The sequence below is a fragment of the Paenibacillus sp. FSL M7-1455 genome (assembly GCF_038004655.1).
GTDB classification, from domain to species: Bacteria; Bacillota; Bacilli; order Paenibacillales; family Paenibacillaceae; genus Paenibacillus_AQ; species Paenibacillus_AQ cookii.
On record NZ_JBBORO010000001.1, the window covers coordinates 15,001 to 35,024 of the forward strand.

The window sequence follows — 20,024 nt, forward strand, 5'->3', positions numbered from 1 at the left end:
CCAATCGAACTCGGAGATAGCTGGTTCTCCCCGAAATAGCTTTAGGGCTAGCCTCGGTTGTACAGTCGTGGAGGTAGAGCACTGATTGGGTGCGGGGCCCGCAAGGGTTACCAAGTTCAGTCAAACTCCGAATGCCATAGACTGATTGACCGGGAGTCAGACAGTGAGTGCTAAGATCCATTGTCAAAAGGGAAACAGCCCAGACCATCAGCTAAGGTCCCCAAGTGTGTGTTAAGTGGGAAAGGATGTGGAGTTGCACAGACAACCAGGATGTTGGCTTAGAAGCAGCCACCATTTAAAGAGTGCGTAATAGCTCACTGGTCGAGTGACTCTGCGCCGAAAATGTAACGGGGCTAAACACACCACCGAAGCTATGGCTTGAATCGACTTCACTGCTTCTTTGAGGTAGTGAGCCTGAGATGAACATTTATGTCAGACTTGAGATGAAATCAAGGATGACCAAATGCTCTCAGGGGTTAAACACACTTCGAAGGCGGAGTGAAGTCGATTCAGGGGTAGGGGAGCGTTGTATGCAGCGTTGAAGGTGTACCGGAAGGAGCGCTGGAGCGTATACAAGTGAGAATGCCGGTATGAGTAACGAAAAGATCAGTGAGAATCTGATCCGCCGAAAGCCCAAGGTTTCCTGAGGAAGGCTCGTCCGCTCAGGGTAAGTCGGGACCTAAGGCGAGGCCGAAAGGCGTAGTCGAAGGACAACAGGTTGAAATTCCTGTACCACCGTAAACCGCTATGAGCGATGGGGTGACGCAGGAGGGTAGTGACGCAGACTGATGGATGTCTGTCCAAGCAGTGAGGCTGATGTGTAGGCAAATCCGCACATCGTAAGGCTGGGCTGTGACGGGGAGGGAAAATTATAGTACCGAAGGTCATGATCTCACACTGCCAAGAAAAGCCTCTAGCCAGGTGAAGGTGCCCGTACCGCAAACCGACACAGGTAGGCGAGAAGAGAATTCTAAGGCGCGCGGAAGAACTCTCGTTAAGGAACTCGGCAAAATGACCCCGTAACTTCGGGAGAAGGGGTGCCCCGGTAGTGTGAATAGCACGAGGGGGCCGCAGTGAAAAGGCCCAAGCGACTGTTTAGCAAAAACACAGGTCTGTGCGAAGCCGCAAGGCGAAGTATACGGGCTGACGCCTGCCCGGTGCTGGAAGGTTAAGGGGAGCGGTTAGGGAGTAATCCCGAAGCTGTGAACCGAAGCCCCAGTAAACGGCGGCCGTAACTATAACGGTCCTAAGGTAGCGAAATTCCTTGTCAGGTAAATTCTGACCCGCACGAATGGCGTAACGACTTGGGCGCTGTCTCAACGAGAGATCCGGTGAAATTTTAATACCTGTGAAGATGCAGGTTACCCGCGACAAGACGGAAAGACCCCATGGAGCTTTACTGCAGCTTGATATTGGATTTGGGTACGATCTGTACAGGATAGGTGGGAGCCTAAGAAGCATGAGCGCCAGCTTGTGTGGAGGCGACGTTGGGATACCACCCTGATCGTATCTAGGTTCTAACCTGGTACCGTGATCCGGTACGGGGACAGTGTCAGGCGGGCAGTTTGACTGGGGCGGTCGCCTCCTAAAGAGTAACGGAGGCGCCCCAAGGTTCCCTCAGAATGGTTGGAAATCATTCGAAGAGTGCAAAGGCAGAAGGGAGCTTGACTGCGAGACCTACAAGTCGAGCAGGGACGAAAGTCGGGCTTAGTGATCCGGTGGTACCGCATGGAAGGGCCATCGCTCAACGGATAAAAGCTACCCTGGGGATAACAGGCTTATCTCCCCCAAGAGTCCACATCGACGGGGAGGTTTGGCACCTCGATGTCGGCTCATCGCATCCTGGGGCTGAAGTAGGTCCCAAGGGTTGGGCTGTTCGCCCATTAAAGCGGTACGCGAGCTGGGTTCAGAACGTCGTGAGACAGTTCGGTCCCTATCTGTCGTGGGCGTAGGAAATTTGAGAGGAGCTGTCCTTAGTACGAGAGGACCGGGATGGACGTACCGCTGGTGCACCAGTTGTTCCGCCAGGAGCATGGCTGGGTAGCTACGTACGGACGGGATAAGCGCTGAAAGCATCTAAGCGTGAAGCCCCCCTCAAGATGAGATTTCCCAGTATGTAAGACCCCTTGAAGACGACGAGGTAGATAGGTTGGAGGTGGAAGTGCAGCAATGCATGGAGCTGACCAATACTAATCGGTCGAGGGCTTATCCTAAAAGCTTTCTGAAAGAAAGCTCGCTACGGAAGCATATGCTTTATTAAAACGCAAACGTTTCGTATCTAGTTTTCAGGTGATCAAACATCTGAATGATTTTGAAGCTGCAAGTCCTTTTAGAGGATGGATATTTTGCTGGTGAGTGATCTCCGAAGCAAAAGCAGCGCAAAAATCCTGTTTGGTGGCGATAGCGGAGGGGTTCCACGCGTACCCATCCCGAACACGACCGTTAAGCCCTCCAGCGCCGATGGTACTTGGACCGAAGGGTCCTGGGAGAGTAGGACGCTGCCAAGCGAAGGACCACTGTTGATGAACAATCGACGGTGGTTTTTTTATTTTATAGTGAAAGGTCCTATTTGCGATCTAAACTTCTGCCACGGGGCATGGGATTAGAAGAGCGCTATGCATGAAAGTCTTTGGGGCAAGCTTGTTTGGATCAAAATACGCTATAAGGCTTTTGTATAGACGTCCTTCAAATGCGTATGCCGCAAAAAGGGCAGCGGTTTAGGCCTCAGACCTTTAATTGTTGTTAAACTTTAGTAACATTTTTGTTACCGACACGCCAAAAGTTGTAAGTATAATATGGAGTGTACATGTCAGGAGGTGTATTGAAGGTTTTTAAGAGGAACGATCTTGGAAGAAGGAGGACATACATGCGCAGATCTTTTCGGCTGCATGCTCTTCTTTTGTTGGGTATCGTCATGCTGCTGCTTGCCGGGTGCGGAAAGTCTGAACCGACGTGGTCATCTTTCGAAGGTGCCGCCAATGAGAAAACCTTTCCCGTACCTAAGGAAGCGAATCGAACTGACCGAAATATAGGGAATACTAAAATAGATTATGTCCGTTATTCAATGAACGGTTTGAAGGAAAAGGACAGCTTTCCTGAAGCGTATTTGGAGAAAATAAAAGAGTGGGGTTGGCGCGAAAACACGGACGAATCGGAGGGAACCTCCAAGGTGTTTGAAAAGCAAAACCGGGTGGTTCATTTGACCATCCACGACGATTATTTTACGGTGACCGTTCTTGCGAAAGGCAAGGCGGCCGTAAAAAGCACCGACTCCACCAAACCATAAAAGACCAGCATCTTTAGGGATGCCGGTCTTTTTTCATTCAGCGGGAATCATCTGCATAAATGAATCATTGTTTGTAGTAAGAGATATCCTGGGCGTTAAATTTGATCATGCCGTCTTTGCTGAGGCGGGACAGGCGGGCATAGGCATAGAAACGCGGCAGCAACAGCCAGAAGTGCCAGAACAACAAAGAGACGACAAATGAAAGAGGCGACAGGAACAGAAATATGAGAAAGAGAACGAGCCCTATGCCTGTAATATACGTATAGACCTTGCGAAACAAACGGAAGCTGATATGCTGGTCCGTAACGTATCCGATCCAAGGCAGCCGCATGGAGAAACTCCACCGTTTATGGTAAGCAGGTCCGGCAAGGAGCAGTACCGAGCGCGAGATGACATAATGGATCCAGAAAACGAGCGGAGCTGCCAAGGCAAAATAAAACGGGCTTTTCCAGGAAATCATGACGGTCTCGGCAATGAGCGCGATATAAGGAAGAAGGAGATAACAGCGGACGAACATCCGCTTTACCGGAATCCTTTTGATTAACTTATAATGATAAAAGGTAGCGTTACTATGGTTCTCCTCAATCATAGGAAAATAGCGTTCCTCCCTCATGTCTTTATTTCATATATCGGCTGATGGAAAGCAATTCGTTAAGTTTTCTTGTACAAACACGCGTTTAGTCGCAGTTGCATAAGAATGGTTTAGGTCATTGGGGATATGAAACAACTATGAAAGGGTTTAAAATAATAGAAAATGAGCCATACTTCATAGTAATCAAAGGAACAAGGTGGGATGGATGATGGAAGACAATCATACCGAACACGTCTGTATTATTTGCGGCCAAGCAAAAGAGGAAGGGATCACCATTGTGTCCCAGTTCATTTGCGAGGATTGCGAAAGCGAAATGGTGCACACCGATGCTGGCGATGCAAAATATCATTTTTTCATTCATCAGATGAGACAGATCAGCATGCAGACACAAGCGTAAGGCAACCTTGGCAACATATTCGAAAATAGCCTCGATACCGTTGGATATATCGTGCACCGCAAAATTGCGGACGAAGGAAGGGTAGGCGTGAAGCCTGCCCTTTTTTTAATATCCTGAAAATAACCGGGGAATGACACCGGAAAAGGAAGGGCGTAGGGCAGCTCCTAGCAGCAACAGCCGCTCAGGATGGCAGGTGTTTTTACTGTGATGGCCTTCAAACAGCTTCTGCACACGCTAGCGGCGTCTTATGTTTCAATTCGCTGGATGGTTCAATATGCGGTAAAATAGGGTATAGATTGAAACCGGAAGGACCGAATTGAAATGGGCACAGAAAAGCTGGAAAAGGGAAAAGCGCCTTTATTCGAGGCGTTGCAACAATATAAAAACGGAAGGCAAGCCTCCTTCCACGTACCCGGCCACAAAAAAGGCCGAGCCTATGCCTCCTTTGGAGGGGCGGGCTTCCTGGATCAGGTCATGGAGGCGGATGTCACGGAAATTACAGGGACGGATGACCTTCATCATCCGGAAGGCGTTATCCGGGATGCGCAGCTGCTTGCGGCCGATTGTTTCGGGGCGGAGGAAAGTTATTTCCTTGTCGGCGGCAGCACGTCCGGCAACTTGGCCATGATTCTGACCGTTTGCTCGCATCCGGGGGATCTGTTGCTGGTTCAACGCAATGTACATAAGTCGGTATTAAACGGCCTGATGCTGGCCGGAGCCAAAGCGGTGTTTCTCGAGCCGCAGGTGGACGAGTCCAGCGGGCTGGCTACGGCGCCGTCAGCCGAGACGGTCGCCGCCGCGTTAGCCGCCTATCCGGAGGCCAAAGGCGTGCTTGTCACCATGCCCAACTATTACGGCATGGGAACAGATTTGGCGCCGCTCGCCGGGGCCTGCCACCGGCACGACGTGCCTCTGCTCGTGGACGAGGCGCACGGCGCCCATTACGGGCAGCATCCCCGGCTGCCCCGAAGCGCACTGGCCAGCGGCGCGGACGCCGTCGTCCAATCGACGCACAAGATGCTGGCCGCGCTCACCATGGGAGCCATGCTGCACGTCCAAGGTCCGCGGGTGAACCGCGGACTGCTCCGCCAGCGGCTCGCCATGGTGCAAAGCTCGAGCCCATCGTACCCGGTGATGGGCTCTCTCGACCTGGCGCGGCGCCAGCTGCACGTGCAGGGCGCCGCGGCTTTCACGGCGGGGCTTGCCGCCGTGGAAAGCCTGAAGCGCGGCCTCCAAGAGCTGCCGCGCTTCGGGCTGCTGCAGCCGCGGGCGCAGCAGCAACAAGATGCCGCCGGCGCAGCATCGGCGGCCTATGCCACGCAGGACCCGTTCAAGGTGGTCATATATGACCGCACCGGGGTCCTGAGCGGCTACGAGCTGCAGCACCGGCTTGAAGCCTGGGGCTGCATTCCCGAGATGAGCGATGACCGGTACGTGGTCCTGCTCTATAGTTTGGGGTCGACGGAGGAGGACACCCGTCACCTTTTGAAGGCCCTTTCGCATATATCTGTAGAGAAGGCGGACGCCCAGCCGCTGCATTTTTCGTCAGGCGCCCCGGTACAGCATGCTTCGCTGCCGGTCGACAGCCGGGAAGAGAACGTTCATGTCGAATTTTCCACGTGGAACATTTTTGACCAAGCGGCTTTTTCCGAGCCGATCGCTTTCAGCCTGATCCCGGTGGAACCTGATGAGACGGAAGCCATTCCGCTCGATGCGTGCGCAGGCAGAGTGGCGGCGGAGATGGTGATCCCGTACCCGCCGGGGATTCCGATTCTGTATCCGGGCGAACGGATCACCGAATCGGTGGCGCTGAAATTGAAAAGGCTTGCCCATTCCGGCGCTAAATGCCAGGGCGTGCGGGATCCGAAGTTGGGAACGATCCTTGTCCGCAAGCGTGGAAGCCATGCGGAAAGCGGAAAATGAATGCCGTATCCTTGCAAAGGAACCAAAGGCCAAACGTGGGCAGTTGCCGGCATATGGGGACTGTCCGTTCCAGGCGATGTTTCCGGATGCGGCGCATGTACCGACCTGACGGCTAAAAGGATGCACCAACACCAAGAGCAGGAATCAACGCGGCGTTGGCGCATCGAACCGTGGCAATTGACGCAACCTAAAAATAGCAAAAGAGCAGGAGAATGTTGAATGAGCAAAAGCAAGGGAATATTCGTTACGCTGGAAGGAGGAGAGGGTTCCGGAAAAACGACGGTGATCGCCAAGCTGAAGGATTATCTGGAAAAACGCTCCGTACCTTATATCGTGACGCGCGAGCCGGGCGGCATCGAAATTGCCGAGAAAATACGCGAAATCATTTTGAACCCGAGCCATACGGCAATGGACTCCCGCACGGAGGCTTTGCTGTATGCGGCATCGCGCAGCCAGCATTTGGCGGAAAAGGTCGAGCCGGCCTTGGCGGAAGGCAAGCTGGTGCTTTGCGACCGCTTCGTGGACAGCAGCCTTGTCTATCAGGGATATGCCCGCGGAATCGGGATGGATGAAGTATGGGCCATCAATCAATTTGCCATCCATGACCGGATGCCGCAGCTTACGTTCTACTTGGACATCGAACCGGAAGCCGGATTGGCGCGGATTGCCGCCAGCCGGGACCGGGAAGTGAATCGCCTCGATTTGGAGGACTTATCGTTCCATCATAAAGTACGGGAAGGATACTTGCAGCTTGCCGAACGTTTTCAGGACAGAATCGTCGTGATCGATGCTTCGCAAACCGTGGAAAATGTCGAACAAGAGATAATCCGTAGCTTGGAAGAGCGGATTTTAAAGGATTTTTGAGGAGCTTTGTCAAATAAGTAAGTATGGCTCATTGCAGGCCAAAATTCAAAGAGGAGGGAATGCAGGATGAAACTGATCGTTGCGATTGTACAGGATAAAGACAGCAACCGTTTGTCGGCGGGGTTGGTGAAGGCGAATTTTCGGGCGACAAAACTGGCAAGCACCGGCGGATTTCTTCGGGCGGGAAACACCACATTTATGATCGGGGTGGACGACAGTCAGGTCGAGGCCGTCATGAACGTCATCCGCAGCAGTTGTAAAGTCAGGGAACAGCTTGTAACCCCGGTTACGCCGATGAGCGGCACGACAGATTCTTATTTGCCTCTCCCCGTTGAAGTTCAAGTGGGCGGAGCCACCGTATTCGTGCTCCCGGTAGACCGGTTTGAACATTTCTAAAATGAGGAAGTTCCCGAAAATCGAAAGAGCCGCCTCGTAAACGACGATAGTTGGACGAGATGCAAGTTGCTTTCTATATTGTACCCGGGACAAAGGCATTGCCATCTGCAAAGCCTGTCAAACCTCAAAGGCGATGCTGCAAATCGGGCCACGATATGGGGCTGCTGATGATTCGCGCTTAGTACAGCGCCGATAGATTCATCCTGTCAGTCCCTTCAGCGGCCATCCATGTTGCAGCATGCCGAACCATCTCATGGATGCGAACGCAAATCGCTTCAGTATAAGGCATATTGTTTAGCCTGGTTATTATTTTTGGCAGCCAAAGGCAGGAGATATACGTGAAAATCAACCCGGGGTTTAGGCCCATTAAAAGCGAACTTCCGGTAACGGACGGCTTAACCAAACCCGTTCAGCAAAAATCCTTCCTGGACGTCATGCAGCAGCAGAAGGAAACGGCCTCGCAGGAGGAACTCGGCCGCCGGTTCAAGGAGATCCAGATGCAAGGAGAACGCCTTGCCCGTTCCATGACCATCCGCGAGCTTAAAGCATACCGTCTGCTGGTGAAACGATTTTTGGAGGACACGGTAAGACGCGGCGTTACCATGAAGGAAGCGCGGGGCTGGGACCGTCGCGGACGGGGAAAACGTTATAAATTAATCGATGAGATTGATGCGGCATTACTCGAAATGGCCGATGAAATGTTGGAAAGCGAGCAAGGAAAAATCGAGCTGCTGCAGCGGATCGGCGAAATCCGCGGGATGCTGATCAATCTCGTTTTTTGAAGAAATAGGAATGAACAACTTCGCCCTGTCATGATAAACTAGAGATAGTACCGATCATCATGAAGACAGATTTAAAGGGGAGATTCTGCAAAATCCCGGACGGGTTTCGGAGCTGCTGCCGGTTATGAAGAAGCCTGAAACGATAGGCGCTGCCGACGGCTTGCCGAAATGGGTCTGCGGTTTTGCAAAATCATTTTAGGAAGAGAGGAACTATGTCTTTTCAGGATATTATGGGACAGGATGCGGCGAAGAAGCTGCTGCAAAATGCGCTTCGCAGCGATTCCGTCAGCCATGCTTACATTTTCAGCGGGCCGGCCGGCTGCGGGCAGATGAAGACGGCAACCGCGTTTGCGCAGGCGCTGTTCTGTACCGAACGCGTGGATGATGCCTGCGGGCAATGCTTGGAATGCCGCAAGGTCCAGCACGGCAACCATCCCGATCTGCATCTTCTCGCTCCCGAAGGTTCGTCCATCAAAATAGACCAGATCCGCGAATTGCAGCGGGTCTTTTCCTATCGTTCGGAATCGGAGAATCCGAAGGTGTATATCATAGACCATGCGGATGCGATGACGGTGCAGGCCGCCAACAGCCTGCTTAAATTTTTGGAGGAGCCCCCGGTTCCGGCCGTGGCCGTCCTGATTACCGAAAATGGACAAGCCCTGCTGCCGACGATTCAATCGCGGGCCCAGACGATTCCCTTTTTTCCGCTGAATCCCGGAATGATGCTGCAGCAGCTGGTCGACGAAGGATACCCGGCGGCGCTTGCGCGCTGTGCGGTGCATTTATCCTCCGGACTGGACGGATGCCGCGAAATGATCGAGCAGAATTGGTTTGCAGAAATTAGAAACGTAGTGTTACAATTAGGGAAGGAAGCCCTCGGACGAGGCAGCTCCGCTCTGGTGACCGCAGGGCAGAAGGTGTTTAAGGCCGGGCTCTCCGATCATCTGGATTTACTGTTAAGCTTGTTTCATTTGTGGTTCAAAGATATGCTTCACGTCCAGTACGGAAGGCACGAAAGTATCGTTTTTATAGATCAGCTGGAGTTCTTGTCCACGCATGCATCATCCCGCAGCACAGCACAATGGGTCTCCTATATGGATTTGGCCGCAGAGTGCCGGAAAAAATTGCGCTACAATGTGAATGGCCAACTTTGTATTGAACAATTTTTGATCGGTTTGGAAGGATAGCTTCATGGCCAGCCAATTTTTTCTCTGGCATACAAGGGGGTTAGTTTTTGTACAGTGTAGTGGGCGTCCGTTTTAAGAAAGCGGGCAAAATTTATTACTTCGATCCGCTTGATTTTCCGATTGAAAAGGATCATAGCGTTATCGTTGAGACGGCGCGCGGCATCGAGTATGGTAAAGTTGTGGTCGGCAAAAAAGAGGTGCAGGAAGCCGACGTGGTCCTGCCGCTCAAAAAGGTGATACGCATCGCCGGCGAAGCCGACGCACGCGTTGTGGAAGAGAACAAGCAGGCCGCGAAAGAAGCTTTTACGACCTGTTTAAATAAAATCCGCGATCATGGGCTCAAAATGAAGCTGGTGGACGTGGAATTTACGTTTGACCGTAACAAAATCATTTTTTATTTTACGGCTGAGGGAAGAGTGGATTTCCGGGAGCTTGTCAAAGATTTGGCCGGGATTTTCCGGACGCGGATCGAGCTCAGGCAAATCGGGGTCCGGGACGAAGCGAAGATGCTGGGCGGAATCGGCCCATGCGGTCGCATCCTTTGCTGCTCCTCGTGGCTCGGCGACTTTGAGCCGGTATCCATCAAAATGGCCAAGGACCAAAGCTTATCGCTGAATCCGACCAAAATTTCCGGTTTATGCGGAAGACTTATGTGCTGTTTGAAATATGAGCATGATAATTATGAAAGTGTGAAGGAAGAACTGCCATCGGTAGGCAAAATCGTCATCACGTCTTTGGGCGAAGGCAAGGTGGTTGGCATCAACGCCGAAAACCGTTCCGTTCATGTCCAGCTGTTTGACATCGGCAAGGTGAAGGAACTGCAAATGGATGACGTTGTCATTAAGTAGACCATAGGGTTACTTTCGGGGTGGAGACTTGGAAAAGAAAAGTATTTTTGCACACATTCAAGAAATGGAAACACAAATGGGACAGATCCACAGTGATCTGGGTGAAATGAAGCTGATTATGAAAGAACTGCTGGAGGAGAACCACCGACTGACGTTGGAAAACGAACACCTCCGCAAGATATTGAAGGAAGCTGTGCCCGCTGAAGAGGGAGCTCCTTTGCCGCAGCCTCATGTCCCGATCAAACCCGAGCATCCCAGCGATGTCGTGGGCGAAGGGTATGACAATTTGGCACGGCTTTATCATGAAGGCTTTCACATTTGCAACGTGTATTATGGACATTTGCGCACGGAAGGCGACTGCCTTTTCTGTCTGTCTTTTTTGAATAAATGAAGCCGTAGGAGCGATTCCTACGGTTTTTTTTCAAGAAATAAAGCATTTATAATGAAACGGGTCCGTAAGTGTAAACTTTGACGGATAGAGAACAATAGATAAAGGAAAATGGAACCGATGAATATGGACAAAAGTCTTTTGGAGCCGTCGGAACGCATCGACGATCTGTTGACGCATGATCTGCACATCATTCAAAGCGACGAGGTATTCAGCTTTTCGATGGATGCCGTTTTGCTGGCCCGGTTTGCCGGCATACCGCCAAGAGGAAAAATTTTGGACCTCTGCACGGGGAACGGGGTCATACCGCTGCTGCTGAGCACGCGCACCAAAGCGCACATCGAAGGGATCGAGATTCAGCCTAGGCTTGCCGGTATGGCCAAACGCAGCGTGGCGATGAACGGGATGGAAGACCGGATCGTCATTCGGGAGGGAGATTTAAGGGAGCTTTATAAGGAGACGGGACATCAGGCTTATGATGCCATTACCGTCAATCCGCCTTACATGCCGCTGAACGGAAGCGACATCAAACTCAACCCGCATCAGGCGATTGCCCGCCATGAAATCAGCTGCACGCTGGAGGAGGTCATCCAAGCCTGCTTCAGATTGGTCAAGCCGGGAGGAAAGGTAAGCATGGTTCATAAACCGTCGCGTCTCGGCGATATCATCGCTTTGATGCGAAAACATAGGCTGGAGCCGAAACGGATGCGTTTCGTTCATCCCCGTGCCCATCTGGAGGCCAACATGGTGTTGATCGAATGCATACGGGAGGGGAAACCGGAGGTAAGGCTGCTTCCGCCGCTGATCGTTTATGACGAGCAAAACCGATATTGTCCGGAAATCATGGAAATTTACTACGGTTCCAAAGAGGGAGAAGCATGAGTCTGACACGACAAAGCAGTTTTCAAAACCGGTCCGGAGACGGCAAAGGGGCTCTGTATCTTGTCGCTACGCCGATCGGGAATTTGGAGGATATGACGTTTCGGGCCATACGGACGTTAAAGGAATGCGACATCATCGCGGCAGAGGATACGCGCCAGACGCGAAAACTGCTGACGCATTTCGAGATTAGCCCGCAAATGCTGTTCAGCTACCATGAGCATAACAAGGGGGCAAGCGGACCGGAATTAATACGCTATATAATAGAAGGAAAAAATTTGGCGCTTGTCAGCGACGCCGGTCTGCCGGCGATTTCCGACCCCGGGGCTGATCTCGTCAAGCTGGCGGTCGAGGAAGGGATCAGCGTCATACCGATTCCGGGAGCCAATGCGGCGCTGTCGTCTTTGATCGCATCCGGCCTTCCGACCGACCGTTTTACCTTTATCGGGTTCCTTCCCCGGGAACGCAAAGATGTGGAGGAGACGCTTCAATCTTTTCAGTCGGCCCAGGGGACGCTGCTGTTTTACGAATCGCCGCACCGGGTCATCAAAACGTTGACCGCGATCCAAAGCGTGCTTGGAAACCGAAAAGTCGTATTGGCGCGGGAACTGACGAAACGTTACGAGGAATTTGTGCGCGGGGACGTCCAGGAATGTCTCGACTATCTTCAGGAGCATCCGCCGCAGGGCGAATATTGCGTGGTCGTGGAAGGCACGAGCCCGGAAGAGGAGCAGGAGCGGCTGGCCGCATGGTGGCAGAACCTGACGATCGAGGAGCATGTGGCGCACTACGAGGCACAAGGAATTCCGCGCAAAGAGGCCATGAAAAAAACCGCGGTCGACCGCGGCGTCTCCAAGCGCGATATTTATAACGCATTGATTTGAGCCTGCTGCAGATGCCCAATGCCTTGGCTGCCGAAACCAAGCCCGCTTGCGGGAAGCGTGCCTTAAGGCCCATAACCTGCGGCGGGCAACGCAGCCGGCGGGACAAAAAAATGTCTCCAAAGGCCGGGTTCTTAGCCTAGGAGACACCAAGGAGATATGAAAAAGGTTAGAATTAACAAATAGAATAATACTATTATATACTAAAAAACTTAATTTGTCACAGGTGTTGGGATTTCCGAGATGCAATCGTGGCAAACAATTTTTCCTTTGAAGTAAGTCACGTTCTCGGCATTGCCGCAAAAGATGCAAGCAGGCTCATATTTCTTGAGCATAATGCGTTCTCCGTCCACGTAAATTTCCAATGCGTCTTTTTCCCCGATGCCCAGTGTGCGGCGCAATTCAATCGGAATAACGACCCGGCCCAGTTCATCTACTTTTCTTACAATACCAGTTGATTTCATCATAACTGATCATTGCTCCTCTCGCCATAGTTTTATAGTGCCATAATTCGACAACGTTCTCTCTTTTATGATATCAATAATACCAACGATTCCCAAAAAAGTCAACCTGCAAATTCGTCGCCAAAATGAGAACAGATTGCATGGCACCTGGGATATCACTCATACCAGGATTCTTTTCCCATTATATATCCTTGGTAGGATAATGTCGATTTGGAAATCAATTTTTCTACCCGAAACGACACTATTCGACACGGATTGTCGAAAAAAGTTCAAAAATAGTTTAATTTTAAGCTTTTAAAAAGGAGATGAGTCGCATGCATACCTTAAATGAAGAAAAAGTGTTCAAGGACCCCGTACATAATTACATTCATGTCCAACACTCCACCATCTGGCGGCTGATTAACACGGCGGAGTTCCAGAGGCTGCGGCGGATCCGCCAACTAGGCACCTCGTATTTGACGTTCCACGGGGCGGAGCACAGCCGGTTCTCCCACTCGCTTGGCGTGTATGAAATTACGCGCCGCATCATATCCCAATTCGAGCGAAGCGGCTACGCGGATTGGCCGAACAGCGAGAAACTGTTAACCCTCTGCGCCGCCTTGCTGCATGACCTGGGGCACGGCCCTTTTTCCCACTCGATCGAAGAGGCGTTCCGGATGGACCATGAGGATTGGACCCGCCGCATTATTCTCGGGGATACCGAAGTAAACGCGATTTTGACCGAGGTGGCCGAAGACTTTCCCGCCAAGGTCGCATCGGTAATCGCCAAGGATTACGAGCATCCGATCGTGGTCAATCTGGTGTCGAGTCCGCTGGACGCCGACCGGATGGACTATTTGCTGCGGGATGCTTATTACACGGGCGTCAATTACGGAACGATCGACATCGACCGGATCCTGCGCATGCTTCGTCCGTACCAGGGAAGAATCGTCGTGAAGGAATCGGGGATGCATGCGGTGGAAGATTACCTGATGTCCCGGTACCAGATGTATTGGCAGGTTTATTTCCATCCGGTGACGCGCAGTTCGGAAATCATTTTGCGGCAGATCTTCCGGCGCGCGAAGGAGCTATACCGGGATAACTACGTTTTTGGCTTCATGATTGAGCCGCTTCCGGGGCTTTTCGAAGACCGGCTGACCGTGCAGGATTATTTGAAACTCGATGAAGCGCTGATCCAAACCGTGTTTTCGCAATGGACGAACGAAAAAGACGCCGTGCTGAGCGAGCTTTGCAGCCGTTTTATGCATCGCAGGCTGTATAAATATGTGGAAGTGGAATCGGTGGATCTGGAAATGATCGAAGAGATCCGCCGCGATTTTGAGCGGGTCGGCCTGAATCCCGAATACGATCTCGAGATTGATTTTCCGACGGATCTTCCGTACGATGTATTTCGGCCGGGAGACGGATCCAGCCAAAAGCAGATTCTGCTGCTTGACCGGGACGAACGCCTGCGGGAAATATCGGAGGTGTCGGATATTGTCCGCTCCATCAGCGGCATACATCGCGGGAAATATCACTTATATTATCCGGGGGCGAAAATGAAAGACGTTATTTCTTCCCTATCCGACCCGGTTTCCCGCATTTTCAAGCGATAACGACAGCATGATTCACGGATTTGCCCCATATTAATCTATGCTTTATGACACGAAGGGAGTTCCAGACATGAATTTATTCGACACGCATACGCATTTGGACGCGCCGCAGTTCGACGAGGACCGCGAAGAGACCATTCGCCGCGCCGTGGAAAACGGCGTCAGCCGGATGATCAACGTCGGTTTTAACCGCGAAACGATTCCGTCCACGATGAAGCTTGCGGAAACGCATGATTTTATATACGCCGCCGTCGGCTGGCATCCTCAGGATGCGATCACGATGAAGGAAGGGGATCTCGAATGGATTGCATCTTTATGCAGCCATGAAAAAGTCGTGGCCATCGGCGAAATCGGGCTCGATTATTATTGGGATACCTCCCCGAAAGACGTGCAGCACCGGGTTTTGCGCCAGCAAATCGGGTTGGCCCGGGAGCTCGGCATGCCGATCGTGATCCATAACCGGGATGCGCACGAGGATATCGTGAAAATCCTGCGGGAGGAAAAGGCCAGCGAGGTCGGAGGCGTCATGCACTCCTACTCCGGCAGCTGGGAAACGGCCAAGTTATGCCTGAACATGGGGTTCCATCTATCCTTCGGAGGACCGATCACGTTCAAAAACGCCAGACAGCCCAAGGAAGTGCTTGCGCAGGTTCCGATGGACCGGCTGCTGATCGAAACCGACTCTCCGTACCTGACGCCGCACCCATTCCGGGGGAAGCGAAATGAGTCTGCCAACGTTCGTTTGGTAGCCGAGGCAGCTGCCCAGATTAAGGGGGTCGAGGTGGAGGAAATTGCCCGAATCACCACCCAAAATGCACTGGAACGATTTGGAATTAAGTGAAAACGGGAGAAAAACAGCTGAAAAAACGAGCATGAACGAAGCATTAAAGAATTTTAACCAAAAAAACCATGAATATTACAAATTTTTAACCATATATTCAAATAAACGTTGTTGATTCCCGCTTTACAACATGCATCAAAACAGGATATCATCTTTTCAGTGAACTTGGGCTGCTGTAAGCCGCTTCCTTTTTCGGCATCGCGGCAGCCTCCGTGAACCAATCTCGCTGAGTCTTTCGGTCTCGAAAGAGCGGGGGAACCAATACATAGAGCGCGGCGGTCCCTTTTATACCGACCCGGGCTCGGGATGTATTTGATTTCTTTTCAGGGTCTCAGGGGTGAATTCGGCGCGGTCCGCCATGAGCGGGCTGGCGTTGATCGGGCGGCTCTCTTTCGCCCAAACCCGACAGCTAACCCCGTAAGCGACATAAAGAGAGGGTTTCGTGCATTTACTTTTCCGTCATTCTGACATCCAGGGAAGCCACGAAGGAGACCTCATAAGCTCTTAGCTGGCTTCTTTTGTTTTTGAATAATGGAGAAGGCGTCGTCATACTGTTGTAAAACGGGAGGCGACAAATCATGAAAAAAAGATAGGTTCATGGTGCAAGAACGCATGCTCCTTATGTGTTCTTGTAAAAAATCGAGTATAGCCCGCGTCAAATCATTCATGCGTAACTCTAATGGCGAGGCTATGAAGGAGGATCGAGAAGGTGGGCATTTTCCATCAAGAAGAGACCCATGATTCAAAAATCTCCAGCATGTCTTACGCATTGCGATGGAAGCATGAGAATTTGCGCCAAATCTCTACTGCAGCTATCGTTACGATCGCGGTCACCATCATGATTTTGCTGCTGGTCAACTCATCCACGCGCAAACAGGTGTACCTGGTGGTAGACGGTCAGGTCAAAAAGATTCAGACTCACAAATCCGTTTTACAAGAAATGCTGGATGAGCAGGCAATCAGCCTCAAACCGGAAGATCAAGTCTCCATGCCGCTGAGCGGATCGCTCCAGAATGGTGACAAAGTGGTGATCGACCGCGCCGCTCCCGTTCAATTGACGGTGGACGGGGCAACGAAAAAGTTGTATACCACCAAAGACACGGTTGGCGACGTATTGAAGGAGTTCGGCGTATCGCTCAAAGAACACGATAAAGTCACTCCGGCTCTGACCGAGCGGGTGACGGGCCAAACGGATATCCGTATCGTGCGCGTCAACAAGCAAGTCGTGGACCGCCATGAAAGTTTGCCTTTCCGCGTCATCAAGACGGCCGATCCCAGCCTGACGGTCGGCGACAACCGCGTCATTCAGCAGGGAAAGCCCGGCGTGATGGTGCAGCACATCGAAAAGGTATATCATGACGGCCAAATGGTATCCATGCGCATGGTGGGCAAGGAAGTGCAGGCAAAAACGCTGGATAAAATCATCGCCGTGGGCACGAAGAAAAAACCGGCTCCGCCTGTCGTCGTTCAAACAGCGGCCGTTAAATCTTCTTCCACCGCCCAAACTTCATCAGCCGCCAAAACGAAAAAAACCGTAAGCAGCAATAACCGCGTAAGCAAAGCCGGTGTTGATTTCTCATATAAAAAAATGATTCATGTCTCGATGACGGCTTATTCTGCCGGCGAACCCGGAATCGGTACCCGTACCGCTACGGGAACGCGGGTCACGGAAGGCCGCACCATCGCCGTGGATCCGAACGTGATTCCGCTCGGCTGGTGGGTGTACATCGAAGGCATCGGCTTCCGCCGTGCCGAAGACACGGGCGGCGCCATTAAGGGCAATAAGATCGACCTCTACTATGACTCCGTGAAGCGCGCCAACAACTTCGGCCGCAAATCCGGGATGAAAGTATACGTCATCGGCCCCGTGAAGCCGCAATTGAATTAATTTCGTTTTACAATGTCATTCTAATGTTATAGTATTATGATCATGAAAATGTCATGCTAAAGAAGAGGAGCATTCCTCTTCTTTTTGTTGTTTGGATGTCCGAAAACTTACGACGCATGAACGGACGAGCTTTAGGAAAGGGAGAAGCAGGTCATGATCAAGGAAGTCATAGTCGTGGAAGGACGGGACGATACCGTGGCCGTGAAGCGGGCGGTGGAAGCCGACACGATCGAAACCGGCGGTTCGGCGATCAACGGCCGCGTACTGAAGCGGATTGCCTTGGCCCAGGAACGCCGGGGAGTCATTGTGTTGACGGACCCGGACCATGCCGGGGAGCGGATTCGAAAAATTATCGCGAGCAAGGTTCCCGGCTGCAAGCATGCCTTTATTCCGGAGTCGGAAGCGACGCGGAAAGGGGACATCGGCGTGGAGAACGCTTCGCCGGAAGCGATCCGCAAGGCCCTCTCCCGCGTGCATACGACCTACGAAGGCGCGGAAAGCCTGATCGATATGGAGGATCTGATGGCCGCAGGGCTTCTGGTGCACCCGGACGCGGCCCGCAGACGCATGGTGATGGGAAACCTGCTGGGCATAGGGTATTGCAACGGCAAGCAGTTCCATAAGCGTCTGGCCGTTTTTCAGATTACGCGCGAGGAGTTCGCGGAGGCGTTAGCCCAATTGGAACAGGAAGGGGAAGGTTGAGATATGCAGCGAATGGACGATATCGCCTCGCCAAGACGGACGAAGGAAATCATCCAGCGTCACGGTTTTTCGTTTAAAAAAAGCCTGGGGCAAAATTTTCTGATCGATCAAAATATTTTAGGCAAAATCGTGGAGGCGGCGGGACTGGATGCCTCCAAGGGAGCTTTGGAGATCGGGCCGGGGATCGGAGCCCTTACCGAAAAGCTGGCCCGGGAAGCGGGCGCCGTCACGGCCGTCGAAATCGACCAGCGGCTTATTCCGATTCTCCAGGAGGTATTGGAACCGTATCCGCATGTGCGCATTCATCATGGCGACGTGCTGAAGACGGATCTTGGCGCCCTCTTTAAGGAGGATTTCGCGAATGTCTCCAAAGTCAGCGTCGTTGCCAATTTGCCTTATTACGTGACGACCCCGATTTTGATGAAACTGCTTGAAGAGCGGCTGCCGCTGGAGAACATCGTGGTCATGATCCAAAAAGAGGTGGCCGAACGCATGGCTGCTTCGCCCGGCACGAAGGACTACGGCAGTCTGAGCATCGCCGTGCAGTATTACAGCGAGCCTGAACTGGTCTGCATCGTACCGAAAACGGTATTCATTCCGCAGCCGAACGTCGAGTCGGCCGTCATTCGCCTCAAGGTGCGCGAGCAGCCTCCGGTCGAGGTGGACGACGAAAATTTCTTTTTTCAGGTGGTACACGCTTCGTTTGCCCAACGCCGAAAAACGATCGCCAACAATCTCAAGACGAGATTTTTTCCCAAAGAGGGCCGGGAGCGGCTCGAGGAGCTGCTTCACGCTGCAGGGATCGAACCTTCCCGCCGCGGCGAAACCCTCAGCTTGCAGGAGTATGCGACGCTTTGCAACGTCTTGCTCCGGGCCGGCGTACGGGGATGAAGACGTTTCGTTGACCGCATCAAGGTTGGCGCGCGCAGGGCGCCTTGTCCCATGCTTATTTTGGCAAAAGGGAAGAACCATTGGGGAGATTCGCCCATACCATGGGGTAGGGGTGATGTTGTGATGAATGTAGGAGACCTGGTCGTCCGCAAATCTTATGGCGGTGATGTCGCTTTCCGCGTGGAAGATCTGCGGAGCAATTTGGCTGTGATCAAGGGGACCGAGTTTCGGCTGTTGGCTGATTCGCCCCTCGATGACCTCGTTCGGGTGCCATATGCGCCGTTCAATGAAAAAACGCAGAAGGCCCATATCCGTGCCAACGAGTCGCTAAGCAGGCTGCAGCGCCACCGGGAGGAGCTGACCGAACGCACGCAAGCGAATCTCGGCGGGGAATGGCCGATGGCGGAACAGCCTTCTTATTTTGAAGTTCCGGGTAAAGTCCTCCATCTCGATGGAGATATCAATTACTTAAAAAAGAGCCTGAATCTTTACCAGCAGCTTCGCGTGCCCGTCGAGGGACATTACGTTAACGAGGCGGGCATGGCGGATGCGCTCTATCGCCTGCTGCCGCGGGTGCGGCCGGATATCGTGGTCATTACGGGGCATGACGGAGTGTTGAAGCACCGGCCGAACAATGATCTCTATAACCTGAACAGCTACAAAAATTCCCAAAATTTCGTTTCGGCCATTCAGGTTGCCCGTCAATACGAACGGCATTACGATACGCTGACGATCATTGCCGGTGCCTGCCAGTCGCATTTTGAGGCGCTGCTGCAAGCGGGAGCGAATTTCGCCAGCTCGCCGGGGCGCATACTCATCCATGCGCTGGATCCCGTTTACGTGGCCGCCAAGGCCTCCTTTACGTCGGTGAGGGAAACCATCAACATGATGGATGTGCTTCATAATACGATCAGCGGGGCGCAGGGCGTGGGGGGCATCGAAACGCGCGGAAGCTACCGCATCGGACTGCCGCGCCTGAATGACCTTTCCCAGCTGAAGGTCACGCCTTCGGTGATGTAAACCCGTTTTTCTAAACAAGAGCATCATGGGATGAGCAGCCGAAAAACCTTAATCGCGATACATGGATTAAGGTTTTTTTGTCGTTAACGGCGTGTATGCGGAAATCCTGCAAAATCCCGCAAAAAAACCGATTGACAAATTAAATTTGATGCTGATATAATTTAAATTTTATTTGACAAAAACTTCTTCCTGCGTTATAATGG

General features: G+C 52.2%; 19 protein-coding genes, 2 rRNA genes and 1 riboswitch (1 of these 22 running past the window's edge). Of the genes, 19 read left to right on the top strand and 2 right to left on the bottom strand.

The window, feature by feature from the left end; all coding sequences use genetic code 11:
* The 3 genes from NYE48_RS00055 to NYE48_RS00065 all read left to right on the top strand — a co-directional run.
* A 23S ribosomal RNA gene (locus NYE48_RS00055) occupies window positions 1–2,213 on the top strand (it extends 834 nt beyond the left edge of the window).
* Between the two features lie 177 nt (window positions 2,214–2,390).
* Window positions 2,391–2,507: ribosomal RNA gene (rrf, locus tag NYE48_RS00060) — 5S ribosomal RNA — on the top strand.
* 359 nt (window positions 2,508–2,866) lie between these two features.
* A complete protein-coding gene (locus tag NYE48_RS00065) occupies window positions 2,867–3,286 on the top strand; it encodes a hypothetical protein (RefSeq protein WP_212953316.1) in 420 nt (139 codons plus the stop codon).
* A 64-nt stretch (window positions 3,287–3,350) separates the two neighbouring features.
* On the opposite strand, the gene NYE48_RS00070 is transcribed toward NYE48_RS00065, so the two are convergent.
* Window positions 3,351–3,875 (bottom strand): hypothetical protein, encoded by a 525-nt coding sequence (locus NYE48_RS00070; protein ID WP_340996108.1) that lies wholly within the window; start codon window positions 3,873–3,875, stop codon window positions 3,351–3,353.
* 208 nt (window positions 3,876–4,083) lie between these two features.
* Here NYE48_RS00070 and NYE48_RS00075 point away from each other — a divergent pair, with 208 nt between their 5' ends.
* From NYE48_RS00075 to rsmI, 10 genes are all read left to right on the top strand, one after another.
* Complete coding sequence (locus NYE48_RS00075) at window positions 4,084–4,275, top strand: sigma factor G inhibitor Gin (protein WP_445164719.1); 192 nt, start codon at window positions 4,084–4,086, stop codon at window positions 4,273–4,275.
* A 321-nt stretch (window positions 4,276–4,596) separates the two neighbouring features.
* Entirely contained in the window at window positions 4,597–6,198 is a 1,602-nt protein-coding gene (locus tag NYE48_RS00080) for an aminotransferase class I/II-fold pyridoxal phosphate-dependent enzyme (protein ID WP_340996110.1), read from the top strand.
* 219 nt (window positions 6,199–6,417) lie between these two features.
* The gene (gene tmk / locus NYE48_RS00085) at window positions 6,418–7,062 is read left to right on the top strand and encodes a dTMP kinase (protein ID WP_036712685.1); all 645 of its coding nucleotides are present in this window, start codon (window positions 6,418–6,420) and stop codon (window positions 7,060–7,062) included.
* Window positions 7,063–7,128: 66 nt separating this feature from the next.
* Window positions 7,129–7,458 carry a cyclic-di-AMP receptor gene (locus NYE48_RS00090; RefSeq protein ID WP_036712689.1) on the top strand — a complete coding sequence of 110 codons (330 nt, stop codon included), beginning with the start codon at window positions 7,129–7,131 and terminating at the stop codon, window positions 7,456–7,458.
* Window positions 7,459–7,796: 338 nt separating this feature from the next.
* Window positions 7,797–8,240 carry a YaaR family protein gene (locus tag NYE48_RS00095; RefSeq protein WP_036712693.1) on the top strand — a complete coding sequence of 148 codons (444 nt, stop codon included), beginning with the start codon at window positions 7,797–7,799 and terminating at the stop codon, window positions 8,238–8,240.
* Between the two features lie 212 nt (window positions 8,241–8,452).
* The gene (gene holB, locus NYE48_RS00100) at window positions 8,453–9,427 is read left to right on the top strand and encodes a DNA polymerase III subunit delta' (protein ID WP_339322853.1); all 975 of its coding nucleotides are present in this window, start codon (window positions 8,453–8,455) and stop codon (window positions 9,425–9,427) included.
* A gap of 47 nt (window positions 9,428–9,474) precedes the next feature.
* Window positions 9,475–10,275 (top strand): PSP1 domain-containing protein, encoded by an 801-nt coding sequence (locus tag NYE48_RS00105; RefSeq protein WP_036712696.1) that lies wholly within the window; start codon window positions 9,475–9,477, stop codon window positions 10,273–10,275.
* Window positions 10,276–10,303: 28 nt separating this feature from the next.
* Complete coding sequence (yabA, locus tag NYE48_RS00110) at window positions 10,304–10,666, top strand: DNA replication initiation control protein YabA (RefSeq protein WP_036712698.1); 363 nt, start codon at window positions 10,304–10,306, stop codon at window positions 10,664–10,666.
* A gap of 117 nt (window positions 10,667–10,783) precedes the next feature.
* Window positions 10,784–11,545: a tRNA1(Val) (adenine(37)-N6)-methyltransferase gene (locus NYE48_RS00115; protein ID WP_036712700.1), complete on the top strand. Its 762-nt coding sequence runs from the start codon at window positions 10,784–10,786 to the stop codon at window positions 11,543–11,545.
* Window positions 11,542–12,426, top strand: coding sequence for a 16S rRNA (cytidine(1402)-2'-O)-methyltransferase (gene rsmI / locus NYE48_RS00120; RefSeq protein WP_212952144.1), 885 nt, complete (start codon window positions 11,542–11,544; stop codon window positions 12,424–12,426). The genes NYE48_RS00115 and rsmI overlap by 4 nt, the downstream gene beginning before the upstream one ends.
* A gap of 209 nt (window positions 12,427–12,635) precedes the next feature.
* Here rsmI and NYE48_RS00125 read toward each other — a convergent pair whose 3' ends face one another.
* Window positions 12,636–12,890, bottom strand: coding sequence for an AbrB/MazE/SpoVT family DNA-binding domain-containing protein (locus tag NYE48_RS00125; RefSeq protein WP_036712714.1), 255 nt, complete (start codon window positions 12,888–12,890; stop codon window positions 12,636–12,638).
* Between the two features lie 311 nt (window positions 12,891–13,201).
* On the opposite strand from NYE48_RS00125, the gene NYE48_RS00130 reads away from it, so the two are divergent.
* The 6 genes from NYE48_RS00130 to yabG all read left to right on the top strand — a co-directional run bounded on the left by NYE48_RS00130 (window position 13,202) and on the right by yabG (window position 19,821).
* Window positions 13,202–14,482 (top strand): HD domain-containing protein, encoded by a 1,281-nt coding sequence (locus NYE48_RS00130; protein WP_212952145.1) that lies wholly within the window; start codon window positions 13,202–13,204, stop codon window positions 14,480–14,482.
* A gap of 67 nt (window positions 14,483–14,549) precedes the next feature.
* Window positions 14,550–15,320, top strand: a complete 771-nt coding sequence (locus NYE48_RS00135; protein ID WP_036712719.1) for a TatD family hydrolase — start codon at window positions 14,550–14,552, stop codon at window positions 15,318–15,320.
* A 214-nt stretch (window positions 15,321–15,534) separates the two neighbouring features.
* Window positions 15,535–15,759, top strand: a riboswitch (cyclic di-AMP (ydaO/yuaA leader).
* 270 nt (window positions 15,760–16,029) lie between these two features.
* Window positions 16,030–17,208 (top strand): ubiquitin-like domain-containing protein, encoded by a 1,179-nt coding sequence (locus NYE48_RS00140; protein ID WP_340996135.1) that lies wholly within the window; start codon window positions 16,030–16,032, stop codon window positions 17,206–17,208.
* A gap of 153 nt (window positions 17,209–17,361) precedes the next feature.
* Window positions 17,362–17,910 (top strand): ribonuclease M5, encoded by a 549-nt coding sequence (gene rnmV, locus NYE48_RS00145; RefSeq protein WP_212952147.1) that lies wholly within the window; start codon window positions 17,362–17,364, stop codon window positions 17,908–17,910.
* 3 nt (window positions 17,911–17,913) lie between these two features.
* On the top strand, window positions 17,914–18,801 hold the full coding sequence (rsmA, locus tag NYE48_RS00150; RefSeq protein WP_340996137.1) for a 16S rRNA (adenine(1518)-N(6)/adenine(1519)-N(6))-dimethyltransferase RsmA: 888 nt from the start codon (window positions 17,914–17,916) through the stop codon (window positions 18,799–18,801).
* A gap of 123 nt (window positions 18,802–18,924) precedes the next feature.
* Complete coding sequence (gene yabG / locus NYE48_RS00155; RefSeq protein WP_036712723.1) at window positions 18,925–19,821, top strand: sporulation peptidase YabG; 897 nt, start codon at window positions 18,925–18,927, stop codon at window positions 19,819–19,821.
* Window positions 19,822–20,024 lie beyond the last annotated feature (203 nt).

Coding starts and splice junctions, on each gene's coding strand:
- NYE48_RS00065 (WP_212953316.1), top strand. CDS start 2,867: ATGCGCAGATCTTTTCGGCTGCATGCTCTTCTTTTGTTGGGTATCGTC.
- NYE48_RS00070 (WP_340996108.1), bottom strand. CDS start 3,875: ATGATTGAGGAGAACCATAGTAACGCTACCTTTTATCATTATAAGTTA.
- NYE48_RS00075 (WP_445164719.1), top strand. CDS start 4,084: ATGATGGAAGACAATCATACCGAACACGTCTGTATTATTTGCGGCCAA.
- NYE48_RS00080 (WP_340996110.1), top strand. CDS start 4,597: ATGGGCACAGAAAAGCTGGAAAAGGGAAAAGCGCCTTTATTCGAGGCG.
- tmk (WP_036712685.1), top strand. CDS start 6,418: ATGAGCAAAAGCAAGGGAATATTCGTTACGCTGGAAGGAGGAGAGGGT.
- NYE48_RS00090 (WP_036712689.1), top strand. CDS start 7,129: ATGAAACTGATCGTTGCGATTGTACAGGATAAAGACAGCAACCGTTTG.
- holB (WP_339322853.1), top strand. CDS start 8,453: ATGTCTTTTCAGGATATTATGGGACAGGATGCGGCGAAGAAGCTGCTG.
- NYE48_RS00115 (WP_036712700.1), top strand. CDS start 10,784: ATGAATATGGACAAAAGTCTTTTGGAGCCGTCGGAACGCATCGACGAT.
- rsmI (WP_212952144.1), top strand. CDS start 11,542: ATGAGTCTGACACGACAAAGCAGTTTTCAAAACCGGTCCGGAGACGGC.
- NYE48_RS00125 (WP_036712714.1), bottom strand. CDS start 12,890: ATGATGAAATCAACTGGTATTGTAAGAAAAGTAGATGAACTGGGCCGG.
- NYE48_RS00130 (WP_212952145.1), top strand. CDS start 13,202: ATGCATACCTTAAATGAAGAAAAAGTGTTCAAGGACCCCGTACATAAT.
- NYE48_RS00135 (WP_036712719.1), top strand. CDS start 14,550: ATGAATTTATTCGACACGCATACGCATTTGGACGCGCCGCAGTTCGAC.
- rnmV (WP_212952147.1), top strand. CDS start 17,362: ATGATCAAGGAAGTCATAGTCGTGGAAGGACGGGACGATACCGTGGCC.
- rsmA (WP_340996137.1), top strand. CDS start 17,914: ATGCAGCGAATGGACGATATCGCCTCGCCAAGACGGACGAAGGAAATC.
- yabG (WP_036712723.1), top strand. CDS start 18,925: ATGAATGTAGGAGACCTGGTCGTCCGCAAATCTTATGGCGGTGATGTC.